This window comes from Mesorhizobium sp. M0563 (assembly GCF_040321065.1).
GTDB lineage: Bacteria > Pseudomonadota > Alphaproteobacteria > Rhizobiales > Rhizobiaceae > Mesorhizobium.
Genome location: NZ_JAMYQV010000031.1, coordinates 18,925 through 35,536, shown reverse-complemented (window position 1 = coordinate 35,536; position 16,612 = coordinate 18,925). Strand labels below are relative to the sequence as shown.

At 61.8% G+C, this 16,612-nt stretch carries 17 protein-coding genes; 2 read left to right on the top strand and 15 right to left on the bottom strand.

Going from position 1 to position 16,612, the window contains the following annotated elements; translation table 11 throughout:
• Positions 1-9 precede the first annotated feature (9 nt).
• Genes ntrC through dusB form a run of 3 tightly spaced genes read right to left on the bottom strand, consistent with a single transcriptional unit; the run spans position 10 to position 3,628 of the window.
• The gene (ntrC, locus tag NKI50_RS28175; protein WP_023717576.1) at positions 10-1,470 is read right to left on the bottom strand and encodes a nitrogen regulation protein NR(I); all 1,461 of its coding nucleotides are present in this window, start codon (positions 1,468-1,470) and stop codon (positions 10-12) included.
• Positions 1,467-2,606, bottom strand: a complete 1,140-nt coding sequence (locus NKI50_RS28170) for a two-component system sensor histidine kinase NtrB (RefSeq protein ID WP_352496544.1) — start codon at positions 2,604-2,606, stop codon at positions 1,467-1,469. The genes ntrC and NKI50_RS28170 overlap by 4 nt, the downstream gene beginning before the upstream one ends.
• Positions 2,603-3,628, bottom strand: coding sequence for a tRNA dihydrouridine synthase DusB (dusB, locus tag NKI50_RS28165; RefSeq protein WP_023717574.1), 1,026 nt, complete (start codon positions 3,626-3,628; stop codon positions 2,603-2,605). The genes NKI50_RS28170 and dusB overlap by 4 nt, the downstream gene beginning before the upstream one ends.
• Positions 3,629-3,809: 181 nt before the next feature.
• On the opposite strand from dusB, the gene NKI50_RS28160 reads away from it, so the two are divergent.
• Positions 3,810-5,030 carry a bifunctional 2-C-methyl-D-erythritol 4-phosphate cytidylyltransferase/2-C-methyl-D-erythritol 2,4-cyclodiphosphate synthase gene (locus tag NKI50_RS28160; RefSeq protein WP_352482539.1) on the top strand — a complete coding sequence of 407 codons (1,221 nt, stop codon included), beginning with the start codon at positions 3,810-3,812 and terminating at the stop codon, positions 5,028-5,030.
• Positions 5,027-5,536 (top strand): CinA family protein, encoded by a 510-nt coding sequence (locus NKI50_RS28155; RefSeq protein ID WP_023717572.1) that lies wholly within the window; start codon positions 5,027-5,029, stop codon positions 5,534-5,536. The genes NKI50_RS28160 and NKI50_RS28155 overlap by 4 nt, the downstream gene beginning before the upstream one ends.
• Here the strand turns inward: NKI50_RS28155 and NKI50_RS28150 are convergent.
• The 12 genes from NKI50_RS28150 to NKI50_RS28095 form a co-directional block, all read right to left on the bottom strand.
• On the bottom strand, positions 5,512-5,973 hold the full coding sequence (locus tag NKI50_RS28150; RefSeq protein WP_023717571.1) for a type II toxin-antitoxin system RatA family toxin: 462 nt from the start codon (positions 5,971-5,973) through the stop codon (positions 5,512-5,514). The genes NKI50_RS28155 and NKI50_RS28150 overlap by 25 nt on opposite strands.
• A 12-nt stretch (positions 5,974-5,985) precedes the next feature.
• Entirely contained in the window at positions 5,986-6,951 is a 966-nt protein-coding gene (gene lipA, locus NKI50_RS28145) for a lipoyl synthase (RefSeq protein WP_023717570.1), read from the bottom strand.
• Between the two features lie 134 nt (positions 6,952-7,085).
• Positions 7,086-7,343 (bottom strand): GlsB/YeaQ/YmgE family stress response membrane protein, encoded by a 258-nt coding sequence (locus tag NKI50_RS28140; RefSeq protein ID WP_023717568.1) that lies wholly within the window; start codon positions 7,341-7,343, stop codon positions 7,086-7,088.
• Positions 7,344-7,438: 95 nt separating this feature from the next.
• On the bottom strand, positions 7,439-8,884 hold the full coding sequence (gene lpdA / locus NKI50_RS28135; protein WP_352641858.1) for a dihydrolipoyl dehydrogenase: 1,446 nt from the start codon (positions 8,882-8,884) through the stop codon (positions 7,439-7,441).
• 12 nt (positions 8,885-8,896) lie between these two features.
• Complete coding sequence (locus NKI50_RS28130) at positions 8,897-9,535, bottom strand: SGNH/GDSL hydrolase family protein (protein ID WP_352718288.1); 639 nt, start codon at positions 9,533-9,535, stop codon at positions 8,897-8,899.
• Positions 9,532-9,951 (bottom strand): hypothetical protein, encoded by a 420-nt coding sequence (locus NKI50_RS28125; protein ID WP_023717565.1) that lies wholly within the window; start codon positions 9,949-9,951, stop codon positions 9,532-9,534. The genes NKI50_RS28130 and NKI50_RS28125 overlap by 4 nt, the downstream gene beginning before the upstream one ends.
• Before the next feature lie 17 nt (positions 9,952-9,968).
• The gene (locus tag NKI50_RS28120) at positions 9,969-11,384 is read right to left on the bottom strand and encodes a pyruvate dehydrogenase complex dihydrolipoamide acetyltransferase (protein ID WP_023717564.1); all 1,416 of its coding nucleotides are present in this window, start codon (positions 11,382-11,384) and stop codon (positions 9,969-9,971) included.
• Positions 11,385-11,402: 18 nt separating this feature from the next.
• Positions 11,403-12,824: a pyruvate dehydrogenase complex E1 component subunit beta gene (locus NKI50_RS28115; protein ID WP_352482537.1), complete on the bottom strand. Its 1,422-nt coding sequence runs from the start codon at positions 12,822-12,824 to the stop codon at positions 11,403-11,405.
• Between the two features lie 15 nt (positions 12,825-12,839).
• Positions 12,840-13,880, bottom strand: coding sequence for a pyruvate dehydrogenase (acetyl-transferring) E1 component subunit alpha (gene pdhA / locus NKI50_RS28110; protein WP_502895946.1), 1,041 nt, complete (start codon positions 13,878-13,880; stop codon positions 12,840-12,842).
• A gap of 171 nt (positions 13,881-14,051) precedes the next feature.
• The gene (locus tag NKI50_RS28105; RefSeq protein ID WP_352641862.1) at positions 14,052-14,372 is read right to left on the bottom strand and encodes an FtsB family cell division protein; all 321 of its coding nucleotides are present in this window, start codon (positions 14,370-14,372) and stop codon (positions 14,052-14,054) included.
• A gap of 134 nt (positions 14,373-14,506) precedes the next feature.
• A complete protein-coding gene (eno, locus tag NKI50_RS28100; RefSeq protein ID WP_352718285.1) occupies positions 14,507-15,781 on the bottom strand; it encodes a phosphopyruvate hydratase in 1,275 nt (424 codons plus the stop codon).
• A 399-nt stretch (positions 15,782-16,180) separates the two neighbouring features.
• Positions 16,181-16,546 carry a PRC-barrel domain-containing protein gene (locus tag NKI50_RS28095; protein WP_023717559.1) on the bottom strand — a complete coding sequence of 122 codons (366 nt, stop codon included), beginning with the start codon at positions 16,544-16,546 and terminating at the stop codon, positions 16,181-16,183.
• Positions 16,547-16,612 lie beyond the last annotated feature (66 nt).

Genomic DNA, 16,612 nt, shown 5'->3' with positions numbered 1-16,612 from the left:
GGGGTTCGTCTAGACCTGCCTGGAGGACTTGTAGACGTTGACGCCGAGTTCGCGAATCTTCTTGCGCAGCGTGTTGCGGTTGAGTCCTAGCAGTTCGGCGGCCTTGATCTGGTTACCGCGCGTTGCAGTCATAGAGGCGAGGACCAGTGGATACTCGACCTCGGAGAGGATTCGCTGATAGAGGCCGGCCGGCGGCAAGTCGCCGGCAAACGAGGCAAAATAGCGTTGCAGGAAATGCTCCACCGCCTGGCCGATGGAAAGGTCGTCGGGAATGAGGTTGCCGCCACCTGGAACGACAGGCCTTTCGCCAGTCTTCAACTCCGCCTCGATGATCTCGGCGGATATCTCGTCCTGCGAATACAGTGCAGCCAGCCTGCGGATGAGGTTTTCGAGTTCGCGCACGTTGCCAGGCCATGGGTAGCGCTTCATCAGCTCGATGCCGCCGGTGGAAATGCGCTTGGTCTGCAGGCCTTCACTGGCGCCGAGCTTGAAGAAGTGCCGGACGAGGTCCGGAATGTCCTCCGATCGCTCGCGCAGCGCCGGCAGCCTGAGCGGCACAACGTTCAAGCGGTAGAACAGGTCCTCGCGGAAAAGCCCCTGATTGATCAGCGTGCGCAGGTCCTTGTTGGTGGCAGCGACGATGCGCACGTCGGTCTTGATCGGCGTGCGGCCGCCGACCGTGGTGTATTCGCCCTGCTGCAACACACGCAGAAGCCGCGTCTGCGCTTCCATCGGCATATCGCCGATCTCGTCGAGGAACAGCGTGCCGCCTTCGGCCTGCTCGAAACGGCCAGTGGAGCGGCTCTGTGCGCCGGTAAAGGCGCCCTTCTCGTGCCCGAATAGTTCCGATTCGATCAGGTCGCGCGGGATCGCCGCCATGTTGATCGCGACGAAGGGGCCACCACGACGACGGCCATATTCATGCAGCGCGCGCGCCACCAGTTCCTTGCCGGTACCCGATTCGCCTGAGATCATCACCGTCAGGTCGGTCTGCATCATTCGCGCCAGCATGCGGTAGATGTCCTGCATGGCCGCCGAGCGGCCGACCAGCGGCATCGTTTCAGGCGGCTCGTCGGCACGCGTATCGATCTTGGGCCGCCGCGGCTCGGAAAGCGCCCGATTGACGATGTTGAGCAGCTCCGTCAGGTCGAACGGTTTTGGCAGATATTCATAGGCTCCGGTTTCGGAGGCCCGGATCGCCGTCATGAACGTGTTCTGCGCACTCATGACGATGACCGGCAGTTCCGGTCGCGCCTTCTTGATGCGCGGTAGCATGTCGAAGGCGTTCTCGTCAGGCATGACAACGTCGGTGATGACCAGATCCCCCTCGCCCGCGGCCACCCAGCGCCACAGCGTCGAGGCATTGGAGGTGACGCGCACGTCGTGACCGACGCGCGAAAGCGCCTGGTTGAGGACAGTGCGGATGGCCGCATCGTCGTCGGCGACGAGAATATTGCCGCGAATGGTCATTTGCGGTCTCCTTCACCGTCGTCGTCGGCAAACTGGGTTTCTTTCCACGCCGGCATCAGGATGCGGAAGGTGGTCCCGCGCGGCGTCGATTCGCATTCAATGATGCCGCCATGCTCGCCGACGATCTTTGCGACCAGCGCCAGACCGAGACCGGAGCCGTTCGGCTTGGTGGTGATGAAGGGATCGAACAGGATCGGCAGGATATCCTCGGAGACACCCGAACCGTTGTCGCGCACGCAGAATTCCAATGGCAGCGACACCCGGTCCTGCGTTCCGGGCACGGAAACACGGATGCCCGGGCGGAAGGCGGTCGACAGCATGATCTCGCCCTGCGGATCGCTGCCGATCGCCTCGGCGGCATTTTTTACCAGATTGAGGAACACCTGGATGAGCTGGTCGCGATTGGCAAAAACCGGAGGCAATGATGGATCATAGTCCTCTAATATCTTGATCCGCTTGGCAAAACCGTTCTTGGCGATTGCTTTGACATGGTCGAGCACGACATGGATGTTGACGGGGTAGCGGTCGATCGGCCGCTCGTCCGAAAACACCTCCATGCGGTCGACCAGCGAGACAATGCGGTCGGTCTCGTCGGTGATCAAACGCGTCAGCGCGCGATCCTCATCGGACGCCGACAGTTCTAGCAGCTGCGCGGCGCCACGAATGCCGGACAGCGGGTTCTTGATCTCATGGGCAAGCATCGCGGCAAGGCCGGTGACCGAGCGCGCCGCACCGCGATGCGTCATCTGCCGGTCGATCTTGTCGGCCATTGAGCGTTCCTGGAACATCACCACGACGGAGCCTGGAAATTCCGTCACCGGCGCGACGTAGAGATCGACCACCTTCTCGATGCCGAGACGCGGCGACGACACGTCCACCCGGTATTCGTTCACCGGCGCACGGCGCTCGCGCACCTGGTCGACAAGCGTCAGCAGCGGACTGCCGAAAGGAATGAGCTTGTGCAGCGTGTTGCGGGCGAGCATCGTGGCGCTCGAGCGGAAAAAATCCTCGGCATCGGCATTGGCGAAGGTGATGAAGCCTTGCGGATCGACCATGATCACCGGCCGACGAATTGTGTTGAGCACAATATGCGCGGCGTCCGCCATGTCCGTGCTCTGTGTGACGGTGGCGTTCATGCCGCACTCCGCAGATTCGGCGCTTCGGGAGCGCTTGAAAACATGTCGCGCAGCAAGGCAATGACCCGCCCAGGCTCGAAAGACGTGAGGATGGCCTTGCGCCAGTCATCGCTTGTGACGGCATGGCGGTCGAGATACCAGCCGAGATGCTTGCGCGCCTGGCGCAATCCGCTTTCGGCGCCATAGAGCGTCAGCATGTCTTCGTAATGGGCAATGACGTAGTCGGTCAGCGCTTGCGGGCTGTCCGGCATGCCGGATACTGGCTCGGCCAGCGCGGCCGCTACAATGCTGCCGGCAGTCCACGGCGCGCCATAGTGCGCACGGCCGATCATCACCGCGTCGGCGCCGGACTGGTCGAGGATCAAGGCTGCCTCTGCCGGCGAGCCGACATCGCCATTGGCAACCACAGGGATGGAGACGGCCTGCTTGACGCGTGCGATGGCACGCCAGTCGGCCGTGCCCTGATAGAACTGGCAACGTGTGCGGCCGTGCACCGTCACCATCCTGACGCCGGCCTGCTCGGCGCGTCGCGCCAGCATCGGCGCGTTGAGCGCGCTCTCGTCCCAGCCAAGCCGCATCTTGACCGTGACCGGCACGTCGACCGCGCCGACTACCGCTTCGATCAGCGACAGCGCGTGGTCGAGGTCTCGCATCAGTGCCGAACCGGCATAGCCGCCCGTCACCTTCTTGGCCGGACAGCCCATGTTGATGTCGATGATGTCGGCGCCTTCGCCGGCTGCGATTCGTGCGCCCTCGGCCATGTGCACCGCGTCGCGGCCGGCAAGCTGGACCATGTGGACAGGCAGCCCGGAATGACGGATGCGCAGGCCCGAGCCAGCCCTGCCCTTTGCAAGCTCGCCGCTCGCCACCATTTCCGATACAACCAGCCCGGCGCCATGCGCATGGGCGCGCTGCCGGAACGGTTCGTCGGTAATGCCCGACATCGGCGCGAGAAACACGCGGTTGCGGATTCTCACGCCACCCACCTCCAGCGGCGAAGCCAATTTGGTCACATCAGGCATGCACAAAAACCAAGCACCTTCGATTGCTGCACATTCTCTAGCCAGAACGACGGCAATGTGCAACGCGCAATGTCGTGACATTAAGGCGCATTTGGGAAAAATATGGATCGCCGGACGGCATCAATCCTAGGTCTTGTGAAAGCGATATCACTTTTCAGGATCATGCGCTAAGCGTCTCGGCATGAGACATGTCAGCGAAAAGCCAGCTGCCGACGACAAGGTCGCCGTGGTCATCGTTGCTGCCGGGCGCGGCGCGCGCGCGGGGCAGGCCAATGGGCCGAAGCAGTACCAGCAGATTGGCGGCGGCGCCGTTATCGCACGCACGCTCGACGCCTTTCTGACGCATCCGAAAATTGGACCTGTCGTCGTTGCTATCCATGCCGAAGACGGCGCGCTTTTCCGCCGCGCCGCCGGCGCGAACGCCGACCGTGTCGTCGCTCTGATCGGCGGTACGTCACGGCAGGAGTCCGTCCGGCTTGGACTGCTGGCGTTGAGAAGCCATGCGCCGGGCCGGGTCCTGATCCATGATGCGGCTCGGCCGTTTGTCGATGCGGAACTGATAGATCGCACGATCGCCGCCATTGAAGAGCGCCAGGGAGCGCTGCCTGCTTTGCCCGTTGCCGATACGCTGAAGCGCGAAACGGCCGAAGGCATGAGCGGCGAAACAGTGTCCAGGGCCGGGCTCCATGCCGCACAGACACCACAAGGCTTTCCGTTCTGGCCGATCCTGGCCGCGCACGAAAAGGCTCATCAATTGGGCAAGGCGGATTTCACCGACGATGCGGCAATCGCCGAATGGGCGCATATTCCGGTGAAGATCGTTCCCGGCTCGCCGGACAATGTCAAACTGACCTGGGCACGGGATATTGCGATGGCGGATCAGCGGCTTTCCAGCGCCTCACGTTTTCCGGACATCCGAACCGGCAACGGCTACGACGTCCATGCCTTCGAGCCCGGCGACCATGTCACCCTGTGCGGTGTCGCTATTCCGCACGACAGGAAATTGTCCGGCCATTCGGATGCCGATGTCGGCCTGCATGCGTTGACCGACGCGCTGCTCGCCACCTGCGGCGCCGGTGACATCGGCACGCATTTCCCGCCCTCCGACCCGCAGTGGAAAGGGGCCGCTTCACGCATCTTCGTCGAACACGCAGCGAAGCTGGTGCGCGAGCGCGGCGGGCGCATCGCCAACGCCGACATCACATTGGTTTGCGAGGCGCCGCGCGTCGGCCCGCATCGCGAGGCCATGACCGAAACGCTTTCCGCAATGTTGCGAATTTCGCGCGACCGCATCTCGATCAAGGCGACAACCAATGAGAAGCTCGGCTTCGTCGGCCGTGAGGAAGGCATAGCGGCCATCGCGACCGCCAGCGTTGTGTTTCCAGGGGATGTCCCCGAATGAGCAATAGCGATCTCGCAGATGCCCTGCTTCAGGCCTGCCAGCAGCGCGGCATCATGCTGGCGACGGCCGAGAGCTGCACCGGCGGCATGATCATCGCCACGCTGACCGACATTGCCGGCTCTTCCACTGTGGTCGATCGCGGCTTCATTACCTATTCCAACCAGGCCAAGACCGAGATGCTCGGCGTCTCGGCCGCTACACTCGAGGCGAACGGGGCGGTCTCGCGCGAGACTGCGGTGGAGATGGCGGCCGGCGCCTTGGCCCATTCGCGCGCCGGGCTTGCGCTCGCGGTGACCGGCATCGCCGGTCCGGGCGGTGGCTCAGCGGAAAAACCTGTCGGCCTGGTCTGGTTCGGCGTTGCCGTGGCTGGCCGACCGGTGGTCAGCGAATGCCAGCTGTTCGGCGACAAGGGCCGTGATTTCATCCGCCGGGAGACGGTCCGGCATGCGCTTGAACTGGGTCTGCGCGCGCTCGCTGCGGATCAGGCCGCCGATGGCGTGCCGTAGATGATTTCGGCGCGTTTCTCGAACGCCTCGGAGAACATGCGGAAGGCGCGGTCGAACATGGTTCCCATGAGCGCACCCAAAATGCGGCTCTTGAACTCATAGTCGATAAAGAAGCAGACGTTGCAACCACCGCCGTCCGCCGGGTCGAAGCGCCAGACATTGCTCAGATATTTGAACGGGCCGTCGATATATTTGACGTCGATGGCGTTCTCGTCAGGCTTCAGCAGCACCTGCGTGGTGAAAGTCTCGCGGATCGCCTTGTAGCCAATGCTCATGTCGGCGATGAGCAGCGTGCGTCCGTCGCGTTCCTTGCGCGAACGAACCGTAAGTGCCTCGCAAAGCGGCAGGAATTGCGGATAGGATTCGATATCCGCGACCAGAGCGAACATCTGTTCAGGCGTATGCGCGACGCGGCGATGGGCTTCGAATTGTGGCATGAAACCAGTTTGTTAGGCGGACTTCCTGAGAAACGCTTCGCGCGCCGCGCGCAACCTGGCGAAATCGTCGCCGGCATGGTGCGACGAGCGCGTCAGCGGGCTCGACGCCACCAGCAGGAAGCCCTTGGTCCGGCCGATCGTCTCGAAGGACTTGAACTCCTCCGGTGTGACAAAGCGGATCACCGGATGGTGCTTCTTCGACGGCTGAAGATATTGGCCGATGGTCATGAAGTCGACATTGGCCGAACGCAGATCGTCCATCAGTTGCAGGATTTCGTTCCGCTCCTCGCCAAGGCCAACCATGATGCCGGACTTGGTGAAGATCGAGGGGTCGAGTTCCTTGACTCGCTGCAAGAGCCTGATCGAGTGGAAATAGCGCGCACCCGGCCGAACCGTCAGATAGTTCGACGGCACGGTCTCGAGATTATGGTTGAAAACGTCGGGCTTGGCCGCCACGACGATCTCCAGTGCACCGTCCTTGCGCAGGAAGTCGGGCGTCAGGATTTCGATCGTCGTCAGGGGCGTTGCCGCCCTGATGGCGCGGATGACCTCGGCAAAGTGCTGAGCTCCGCCATCGGCGAGATCGTCGCGGTCGACTGAGGTGATGACGACATGGCTTAGGCCCATTTGCTTGACGGCGTGTGCGACGCGCGCCGGCTCATCGGGATCAAGCGCAGTCGGTATACCGGTAGCCACGTTGCAGAAGGCGCAGGCGCGCGTGCAGATCTCGCCCATGATCATGAAGGTGGCGTGCTTCTTTTCCCAGCACTCGCCGATATTGGGGCAACCGGCCTCTTCGCACACCGTCACCAGCTTATGCGACTTCACGATCTCGCGCGTCTCGGCATAGCCTTTCGACATCGGCGCCTTGACGCGGATCCAGTCGGGCTTGCGCAGCACATCCTGGTCGGGCTTGTGCGCCTTTTCGGGATGCCGCAGGCGCGGCGCATTGGCGATCGTGTCAAGGACGGTGACCATATGAAATCCGGTTCATTCGCGATCGCCTGTCCGACGTTCGCTTTCCCAAGTCATCTAGGACTTTTCGCTGCAAAGAAAAAGGCCGCGGCGGCGCATGCCGCCACCGCCGTTTTCGCATGGCAAGAGTTCAGCAACTAACGGCGCACCATGCGTCCTACCCAGATCAGCAGGCAGGCACCAATGAACCCGGTGATCAGATAGGCGATCCAGCCGGCGCCGAAGGCGCCGATGTTGAGCGCCTGCAGGATGGCATTCAGCACGATCGCGCCGACGATGCCAAGAATGATGTTCATCAAGATGCCGGTGTTGCTCTTCATGAACATCTCGGCAAACCAGCCTGCCAAACCGCCGATGATGATGGCTGCTACCCAGCCCACGCCGTTCACGTCCATATGCCCTCTCCTGTGGTGATGAATGCATCCGGAAACGAATTACCTTGCAGTCGAGTTCCTTGACATACATGTGTGAGTCTCGCGCAGCCAATTTATCATGCGTTCAGCGCACGGCCATAGGCGTCGAGAACACTCTCCTTCATCATCTCCGACAGCGTCGGGTGCGGGAAGATTGTGTGCATCAGCTCTTCCTCGGTGGTTTCCAGGTTCATAGCCACGACGAAGCCCTGGATCAGTTCGGTTACTTCTGCGCCGACCATGTGGGCGCCCAGCAACTGGCCGGTCTTCTTGTCGAAAATGGTTTTGACGAAGCCTTGGTCTTCGCCCAGCGCAATCGCCTTGCCGTTTGCGGCGAACTGGAAGCGGCCGACGCGGATGTCCTTGCCCTCGGCTTTCGCTTTGGCTTCCGTCAGTCCGACCGAGGCGACTTGCGGATTGCAATAGGTGCAGCCCGGGATCTTCAGCTTGTCGATGGCATGCACGCCGGGGAAATTGGCGATCTTTTCCACACACACCACGCCCTCATGCTCGGCCTTGTGGGCGAGCATCGGCGGTCCGGCGACATCGCCGATGGCATAGATGCCGGGCACGTTGGTCTTGCCGTAGCCGTCGACGACGACGCAACCGCGCTCGGTCTTCACGCCGAGCGCCTCGAGGCCGAGATTTTCGATGTTGCCCTGTACCCCGACGGCTGAAATCATGCGGTCGGCGGTGATCTTCTCAACTTTGCCGTCCTTCATCTCGATATGCGCGGTGACCGAATTGGCGCCCTTCTCGACCTTGGTCACCTTGGCCTCGAGGATGATCTTCATGCCCTGCTTCTCGAACTGCTTTTGCGCAAACTTCGACACTTCGGCGTCCTCGACCGGCATCACGGCCGGCAGCAGTTCGACCACCGTCACCTCCGCGCCCATGGTGCGGTAGAACGAGGCGAACTCGATGCCGATGGCGCCCGAGCCCATCACCAGCAGCGATTTCGGCATCTCTTTTGGCACCATCGCCTCGAAATAGGTCCAGATCAACTTGCCGTCCGGCTCGATGCCGGGCAGTGCGCGCGGCCTGGCTCCGGTCGCCAGGATGATTTGCTTGGCGGTGTAGGTGCCCTCGCCCTTGACGCCCTTTGGCGCCGGCGGCTGCGGCTCCATCGGCTTCTTCGACGATTTCGACACGACGATCTCGCCGGGTTTCGTCAGTTTGGCTTCGCCCCAGATGACGTCGACCTTGTTCTTCTTCATCAGGAAGCCGACGCCGCCGTTGAGCCGCAGCGAGACCTTTCGCGAGCGATCGACGACGGCGGCGGTGTCGACGCTGACCTTGCCGTCGATCTTCAGGCCGTAATCCTTCAGATGATCCGAATAGTGCATGATCTCGGCCGAGCGCAGCAGCGCTTTGGTCGGAATGCAGCCCCAGTTGAGGCAGATGCCGCCCAAGTGCTCGCGCTCGACAATCGCCGTCTTGAAGCCAAGCTGCGCCGAACGCACTGCAGTGACATAGCCGCCGGGGCCGGAGCCGATGATGATGACGTCGTAGTTCTCAGCCACGGCTTTTCTCCTTCACAATTCCAGCATGACACGCACGAGCGGCGCCAGCGCCTGCCCGATATTCCGCGTGTTTTCCGCGTCGAGGTGGACGCCGTCGAGCGGCGTCGTTTCGGCCACCGCGCCCGCATTGAAGAAGCCGCAGCCGGCCTCGTCGGCAAGGGCGGAATATTGCGGCGCCAGCCGCTTTGACGCGTCATCTCCGCCGGCGAACATTTCTTTGAACTCGGCGTTTTCCGTGCGGCTGACTACGGGCGGCGCGACGATCAGGATCTGCGGCGCCGGCCAATCGAACGGGTAATCATGACCGCGCACAATATCGATCAGGCGTTGCACGCCTTGTTTGGCCGCGACCGGATTGCCGTGAATCCACGGCTTCATATCGTTGGCGCCGAGCATGATGACGATCAAATCGATCGGCGCATGAGTCGTCAGGATCGTTGGCAACAGCCTTGCGCCATTGCGGTCCGCTCCGGCCACGTGATCGTCGAAGGCGGTGGTTCGGCCATTCAGGCCTTCGGCGATGACCTCGACGCCGCTGCCCAATGCCGCCTGCAGCACGCTCGGCCAGCGATCTTCCAGCGGATGTCGGCCGAGGTTTGCCGCGTCATAGCCCCAAGTAAGCGAATCGCCGTAGCAGAGGACCGTCTTCATGTGCCTGCCCCGCCGAAACCTGGTTGCGAGCGCGCCAATCGCCAGCGCACGAAAAGCCACTGGACCAGCACCGTAGCGATGCCCGGCAGGACGAGACCCGCGACTATGGGAAGATCGCCCGACCATTGGCTCTTGCCTGGGGGCTGGGAGAAAGTCCAGCCGATCAGGGAAACTCCAACGAGCACAAAAAACGCTACCCCTATGGTCGCCGTCAGCTTTGTTGCCCGTCGTGGGTCCGACATGAATTGTGCGATGAAGAACGCGACCGTCACGAGGACGGTGACGAGAGCCGAGATCATAAACACAAGGATGTACTCTACGTCGGCATTGGTTGCGACGGCGAGCCACTGCGCCACCAATCCGCCGGCCAAACCGGAAAGAAAGAAGGCAAAAAGGCTGGTGAAGAATTTCCGCACCGCCCTGTTCCCTTCTCTTAGACCAGCATGCCCATCGGGTTTTCGACCATGCGTTTGAAGGCGACGAGCAGCTCGGCGCCGAGCGCACCGTCGACGGCGCGGTGATCGGTCGACAACGTCACCGACATGATCGTGGCGATCTTGATCTCGCCGTTCTTGACCACCGCGCGTTGCTCTCCGGCGCCGACCGCCAGGATCGTCGCATGCGGTGGGTTGATGACGGCAGAAAAATCCTTGATGCCGAACATGCCGAGATTGGACACTGCCGTGGTGCCGCCCTGATATTCTTCCGGCTTCAGCTTGCGGCTGCGGGCGCGGCCGGCAAGATCCTTCATCTCGTTGGAGATAACGGACAGCGTCTTTTCGTCGGCACGCCGGATGATTGGCGTGATCAAGCCGCCGGGGATCGACACTGCAACACCGACATCGGCATGCTTGTGCTTGACCATGGCGTTTTCTGTCCACGACGCATTGGCATCCGGCACCGCCATCAGCGCCATGGCCAGAGCCTTGATGACCATGTCATTGACGGAAAGCTTATAGGCCGGCGTTTCCCCCTTCTCGGTCTTCTTCACCGGGGCGGCCGCATTGATCTGCGTGCGCAGGGCCAGAAGTGCGTCGAGTTCGCAGTCGAGCGTCAGATAGAAATGCGGGATGGTGGTCTTGGCCTCGACCAGCCGCCGCGCAATTGTCTTGCGCATATTGTCGTGGGGGACCAGCTCGTAGGAGCCTTCGGCAAACAGTTTGAGCACCTGCTCGTCGGACATTGGCTTGGGTGCTGCTGCCGCAGGTGCCGGAGCACCGGCGGCCGCTGCTTTTGCTGCTGGTGCCGCCTTGGCGCCGCCACTGGAAATTGCGGCCTCGACATCGGCCCTGACCACGCGACCATGCGGGCCGGAGCCCGTCACCGCCGACACATCGACACCGGCTTCCTTGGCGATGCGGCGGGCCAGCGGCGAGGCGAAGATGCGGCCGTTCGCGGATTGACTGATCTCCCCCCGTGTGGGGGAGATGGCCGGCAGGCCAGAGGGGGGCGCCTCGCTCCCTGCGGCAGGAGGGACAGCGCCCCCCTCTGTCGACTTCGTCGACATCTCCCCCACGGGTGGGGAGATTGGCGCTTTTTCCTGCTTCGCCTCAGCCTTTGCCGGCGCAGCGCCATCACCGCTTTTGGCGGCAGAAGCAGCATCCTCGCCCTCGGCCGCCAGCACCGCGATCAGCGCATTGACCTTGACGCCTTCAGTGCCGGCCGGAACCACCAGCTTGGCAACCGTGCCTTCGTCGACGGCTTCGACTTCCATCGTTGCCTTGTCGGTCTCGATTTCGGCAATCACGTCGCCCGGCGAAACCTTGTCGCCTTCCTTGACCAACCACTTGGAAAGATTGCCCTCTTCCATCGTGGGCGACAGCGCCGGCATGGTGATGTTGATCGGCATTTTGTCCTCCCGCCCTGCTCAGCGATACGTGACGGCTTTGACCGCCTCGACGACCTCGCCGACATTGGGCAGCGCCAGCTTTTCGAGGTTCGCCGCATAGGGCATCGGCACGTCCTTGCCGGCAATGGTAATGACCGGTGCGTCGAGGAAATCGAAGGCGCGCTGTGAGACCTGATTGGCGATATGGTCGCCGACCGAGTTCTGCGGAAAGCCTTCCTCGACCACCACCAGGCGATTGGTCTTTTTGACCGAGGCGATGATCGTGTCGAAGTCGAGCGGGCGGATAGTGCGCAAGTCGATGATCTCGGCATCGATGCCCATGCCGCGCAACTCCGCCTCCGCCTTGATCGCGTAGGTCATGCCGATGCCGAACGAGACGATGGTCACGTCCTTGCCGGATTTGTGAATGCGCGCCTTGCCGATCGGCAACACGAAATCGTCCATCTTCGGCACGTCGAAGGAGTGGCCGTAAAGGATTTCGTTTTCGAGGAAGATGACCGGGTTCGGATCGCGGATCGCCGCCTTGAGCAGACCCTTGGCGTCGGCGGCGGTATAAGGCATCACCACCTTCAATCCAGGAATATGGCTGTACCAGGCGGCATAGCACTGCGAATGCTGCGCGGCGACGCGGGCAGCAGCGCCGTTCGGGCCGCGAAAGACGATCGGGGCGCCCATCTGGCCGCCGGACATGTAGAGCGTCTTGGCGGCTGAATTGATGATCTGGTCGATCGCCTGCATGGCGAAGTTGAAGGTCATGAATTCGACGATCGGCTTCAGGCCGGCCATCGCCGCGCCAACACCAACGCCGGCAAAGCCGTGCTCGGTGATCGGCGTGTCGACCACGCGTCTCGGACCGAATTCCTGCAACAGGCCTTGTGTGATCTTGTAGGCGCCCTGGTACTCGGCGACTTCCTCGCCCATGACGAAGACGTCGCCGTCGCGGCGCATTTCCTCCGCCATTGCGTCGCGCAACGCTTCACGCACCGTGGTCGAGACCATTTCGGTGCCGGCCGGGATGTCCGGATCGGCGGCAATTTCCAGCTTGGGCGCGGCGGCAACAGGTGTTGCCGCTTCGCTCTTGGCCGGAGCAGCAGCGGGGGCCGGAGCAGCCGCGGGGGCCGGAGCAGCCGCGGGCGCTGCCGCTTGCGACTCGACAGCCTCCTCGCCAATGCCTTCGCCCGCCTCGTCGATGTCTTCGCCATCGAGGGCCAGCACAGCGATCAGCGTGTTGACCTTGACGCCTTCGGTGCCGGCAGGAACCACGATCTTGGCAAGTGTGCCTTCATCGACGGCTTCGACTTCCATCGTTGCCTTGTCGGTTTCGATCTCGGCAATGGCGTCACCGGCTGCGACTTTGTCGCCTTCTTTCTTCAACCACTTGGAAACATTACCCTCTTCCATGGTCGGCGAGAGGGCGGGCATGAGAATTTCGATCGGCATGTCCTTGCCCTCTCGTTAAAGTACGATATCGGTCCAGAGCTCGGACGGATCCGGCTCCGCGTCGTTCTGGGCAAATTCTGCAGCGTCGGCGACAACGTCGCGGACTTCCTTGTCGATGGCCTTGAGCTCGTCCTCGCTTGCCCATTTCTTGTCGAGCAACCGTGCCTTGACCTGTTCGATCGGGTCACGTTCGGAGCGCATTTTCTGCACTTCTTCCTTGGAGCGGTATTTTGCTGGATCCGACATCGAATGGCCGCGGTAGCGGTAGGTCTGCATTTCGAGAATGAGCGGCCCGTTGCCGGCGCGGCACCATTCGGCGGCGAGGTCGCCGGCGGCCTTGACGGCGCGCACATCCATGCCGTCGACCTGGATGCCTGGAATCTTGAAGGAGGCGCCGCGATGCGAAAAATCCGTCTCGGCCGACGAGCGCGAGACCGAGGTGCCCATGGCGTAGCGGTTGTTCTCGATGATGTAGACCACCGGAAGCTTCCATAGCGAGGCCATATTGAAGCTTTCGTAGACCTGGCCCTGATTCGCGGCGCCATCGCCGAAATAGGTCAGCGTCATATTGTTGTTGCCGCGATAGCGGTTGGCGAAGGCAATGCCGGTGCCGAGCGACACTTGCGCGCCGACGATGCCGTGGCCGCCGTAAAAATGCTTCTCCTTGGAGAACATGTGCATGGAGCCGCCCTTGCCTCTCGACAGGCCGCTACGGCGCCCGGTCAGTTCGGCCATGACGCCGCGCGGCGACAACTCCATGGCCAGCATATGGCCATGGTCGCGATAGGCGGTGATCATCTGGTCGCCATCGATCAGCGCCATCTTCATGCCGGTAACGACCGCCTCCTGGCCGATGTAGAGATGGCAGAAACCGCCGATGAAGCCCATGCCGTAAAGCTGGCCGGCCTTTTCCTCGAAGCGGCGGATGAGCAGCATGTGCCGGTAGGCGGCAAGCTCCTGGTCTTTGGTGAATTCAACAGGCTTTGGGGTGGAAAGGCCCATCGTTTTGCCGTCGGATTTGGATTTGGCAGGCGCTTTTCTGGCGGCGGTGGCCATGCATCACTCCCTGTTGGCGTCTCTTGGCGGACAGCGAGGGAGATCAGTTCTCCCACCGATTTGAGGCAGGCTAACATGCAGGGAAGGCTTTCGCCATGCCGAAAACGCATGGCTGTCATGCATCTAAGCGCCTAAAATCATTGCAAATATCGCTGATTAACTGAAATTGCGTTATCTTGCGAGCGGCAGCATGATGGTGATCTCGTCGGCATGGGACAGATTGAGCGCCTTGCGCGCCTGCTCGTCCAGCATGTCCTTCTCGAGCGTGCCCTCATGCATCAGCTGGACGCGGCGCTCCAGGTCGATCCGGCGTGCCTTGACGGCATCAAGCCTGCCCTGCAATGCGACAGTCTCGGCTTCGAGCCGATACTTGGAATAGATGCCGAACTCGCCATGATAGGCATGGAAGCCGAAATAGGTCAGGAACACCACGCAGAGCGAGGGGATGATCAGCCGGCCGGTGTTTCTTTGCTTGTGCTGGCGTGTCCACATGGTCCGAATCCTCTGCGCCGCCTTTGTCGCCCGATTGTGCTTAATGGATGGTTACGGATTGCTGGATTCGGAGCCCTGAAAGCAAAAGGGCGGGAATGTCCCCGCCCTCGCTCGCTCGGATTTTCTGTCGAAAATCAGCTTTTAACGATCGACTTGCCGGCATACCGCGCCTGCTTGCCGAGCTCCTCTTCGATGCGGATGAGCTGGTTGTACTTGGCCATGCGGTCCGAGCGTGACAGCGAGCCAGTCTTGATCTGCCCGCAATTGGTGGCAACGGCGAGGTCGGCGATGGTCGAATCCTCGGTCTCGCCCGAGCGGTGCGACATCACCGCGGTATAGCCGGCCTTGTGCGCGGTCTCGACGGCGTCGAGCGTTTCGGTAAGCGAGCCGATCTGGTTGACCTTGACCAGAATCGAATTGGCGACACCCATGCGGATGCCGTCGCGCAACCGCGCCGTGTTGGTGACGAACAGATCGTCGCCAACCAGCTGCGTTTGCTTGCCGATGAGGTCGGTCAGCATTTTCCAGCCGTCCCAGTCGTCCTCGGCCAGGCCGTCCTCGATGGTGATGATCGGGTAGTCGGCAGCGAGCTTGGCCAGATATTTGGCTTGCGCCTTCGGGTCGCGGGTCTTCTTCTCGCCTTCATAGACGTAGTTGCCGTCCTTGAAGAACTCGGTCGCCGCGCAGTCGAGTCCGAGTGCGACCTCCTCGCCTGGCCTGAAGCCGGCCTTCTCGATCGATTCCATGATGAAGTCGAGCGCGGCCGGCGCGCTTTTCAGGTTGGGGGCAAAGCCGCCCTCGTCGCCGACATTGGTGTTATGGCCGGCATCCTTCAGCCTCTTCCGCAGCGTGTGGAATATCTCCGAGCCCCAGCGCACGCCATCGCGCAGCGTCGGCGCGCCGATCGGCAGAATCATGAATTCCTGGAAATCGATCGGGTTGTCGGCATGCGCACCGCCGTTGATGATGTTCATCATCGGCACCGGCAGCACATGCGCCTTGGTGCCGCCGACATAACGGTAGAGCGGCAGGCCGGCCGCTTCGGCCGCGGCCTTGGCCACGGCCAGCGACACACCGAGAATGGCATTGGCGCCGAGCCGGCTCTTGTTGGGCGTACCATCGAGCTCGATCATGGTTAGGTCGATGTGGATCTGATTCTCGGCCTCCATGCCGCCGATCGCCTCGAACAGCTCGCCGTTCACTGCCTCAACCGCCCTGAGCACGCCCTTGCCGAGATAGCGGGGGCCGCCGTCGCGCAGTTCGACCGCCTCATGCGCGCCGGTCGATGCGCCGGACGGCACCGCGGCGCGGCCCATTGAGCCGTCTTCGAGCACGACGTCGACCTCGACGGTCGGATTTCCGCGGCTGTCCAGGATTTCACGCCCGACGATGTCGATGATGGCCGTCATTGCGATGTCCCCGATTGATCGATTGAAGCGTCGCGCACCTCTTAGCCAAAGCGCTGCAAAACGCAATCGGGGCACTTGCAAATATTGCCCGTGCGCCCATTGCCGCTCTTGGGATTCACGAAGCACAAAGCGCTGTCATCATTTGTCATGCGCGGCATGCCGGTTTCTGGTTTATGGCTGTTGTCGCGCGGGGCGAAACAGGAGGAGTTTCGCCATGTCCCAGTTGAGCGGTATTGTGAGTTTGTTCCTGATTGCGGCTGCGTTCCTGACGTCGTGCGACAATCAGCAACCCCCGCAGGGATCGTCGCCTTTGCCGGCCCTGCAAATTGCGCAGTAGCATCCCGCCACATCGAAAGGCCCCCGATTTCCCGGGGGCCTTTTTGATTCCAGGAGACTTAGTCAGTGCCAGTAAGGCTCGACCTTGTAGTAGTTGTATGAGGCGTCACGTGCAGCCTCGCCGTCGGCGCCGGTCAGCTCGTTGATCGAGTAGGAAGGAGCGGCCATCAGCTGGTCTTTGGTGAACGGCACGACATAGCCACCCCTGTTCTCATCATAATCAAGGCTCGCCCACGGAATGGCGTGGTATTTCTCGCCAATGCCGAGAAATCCGCCAAAACCGATCACGGCGAACATGATTCCGTTCGACAATTTGTCGAGCATGACGTCCTCGATGTCGCCGATATGAGTGCCTTCCGTGTTGTAGACCGATGTGCCGATAACCCGCGAAGCGGCAATGGCTTCGGTGTGTCCCGTCTGGGTCGTCATGGTGTGCTCCTCGTCGTCGTTGACATTAGATTTTGACAATGAGGGCCGCGGGCTAAGGTTCCAGAC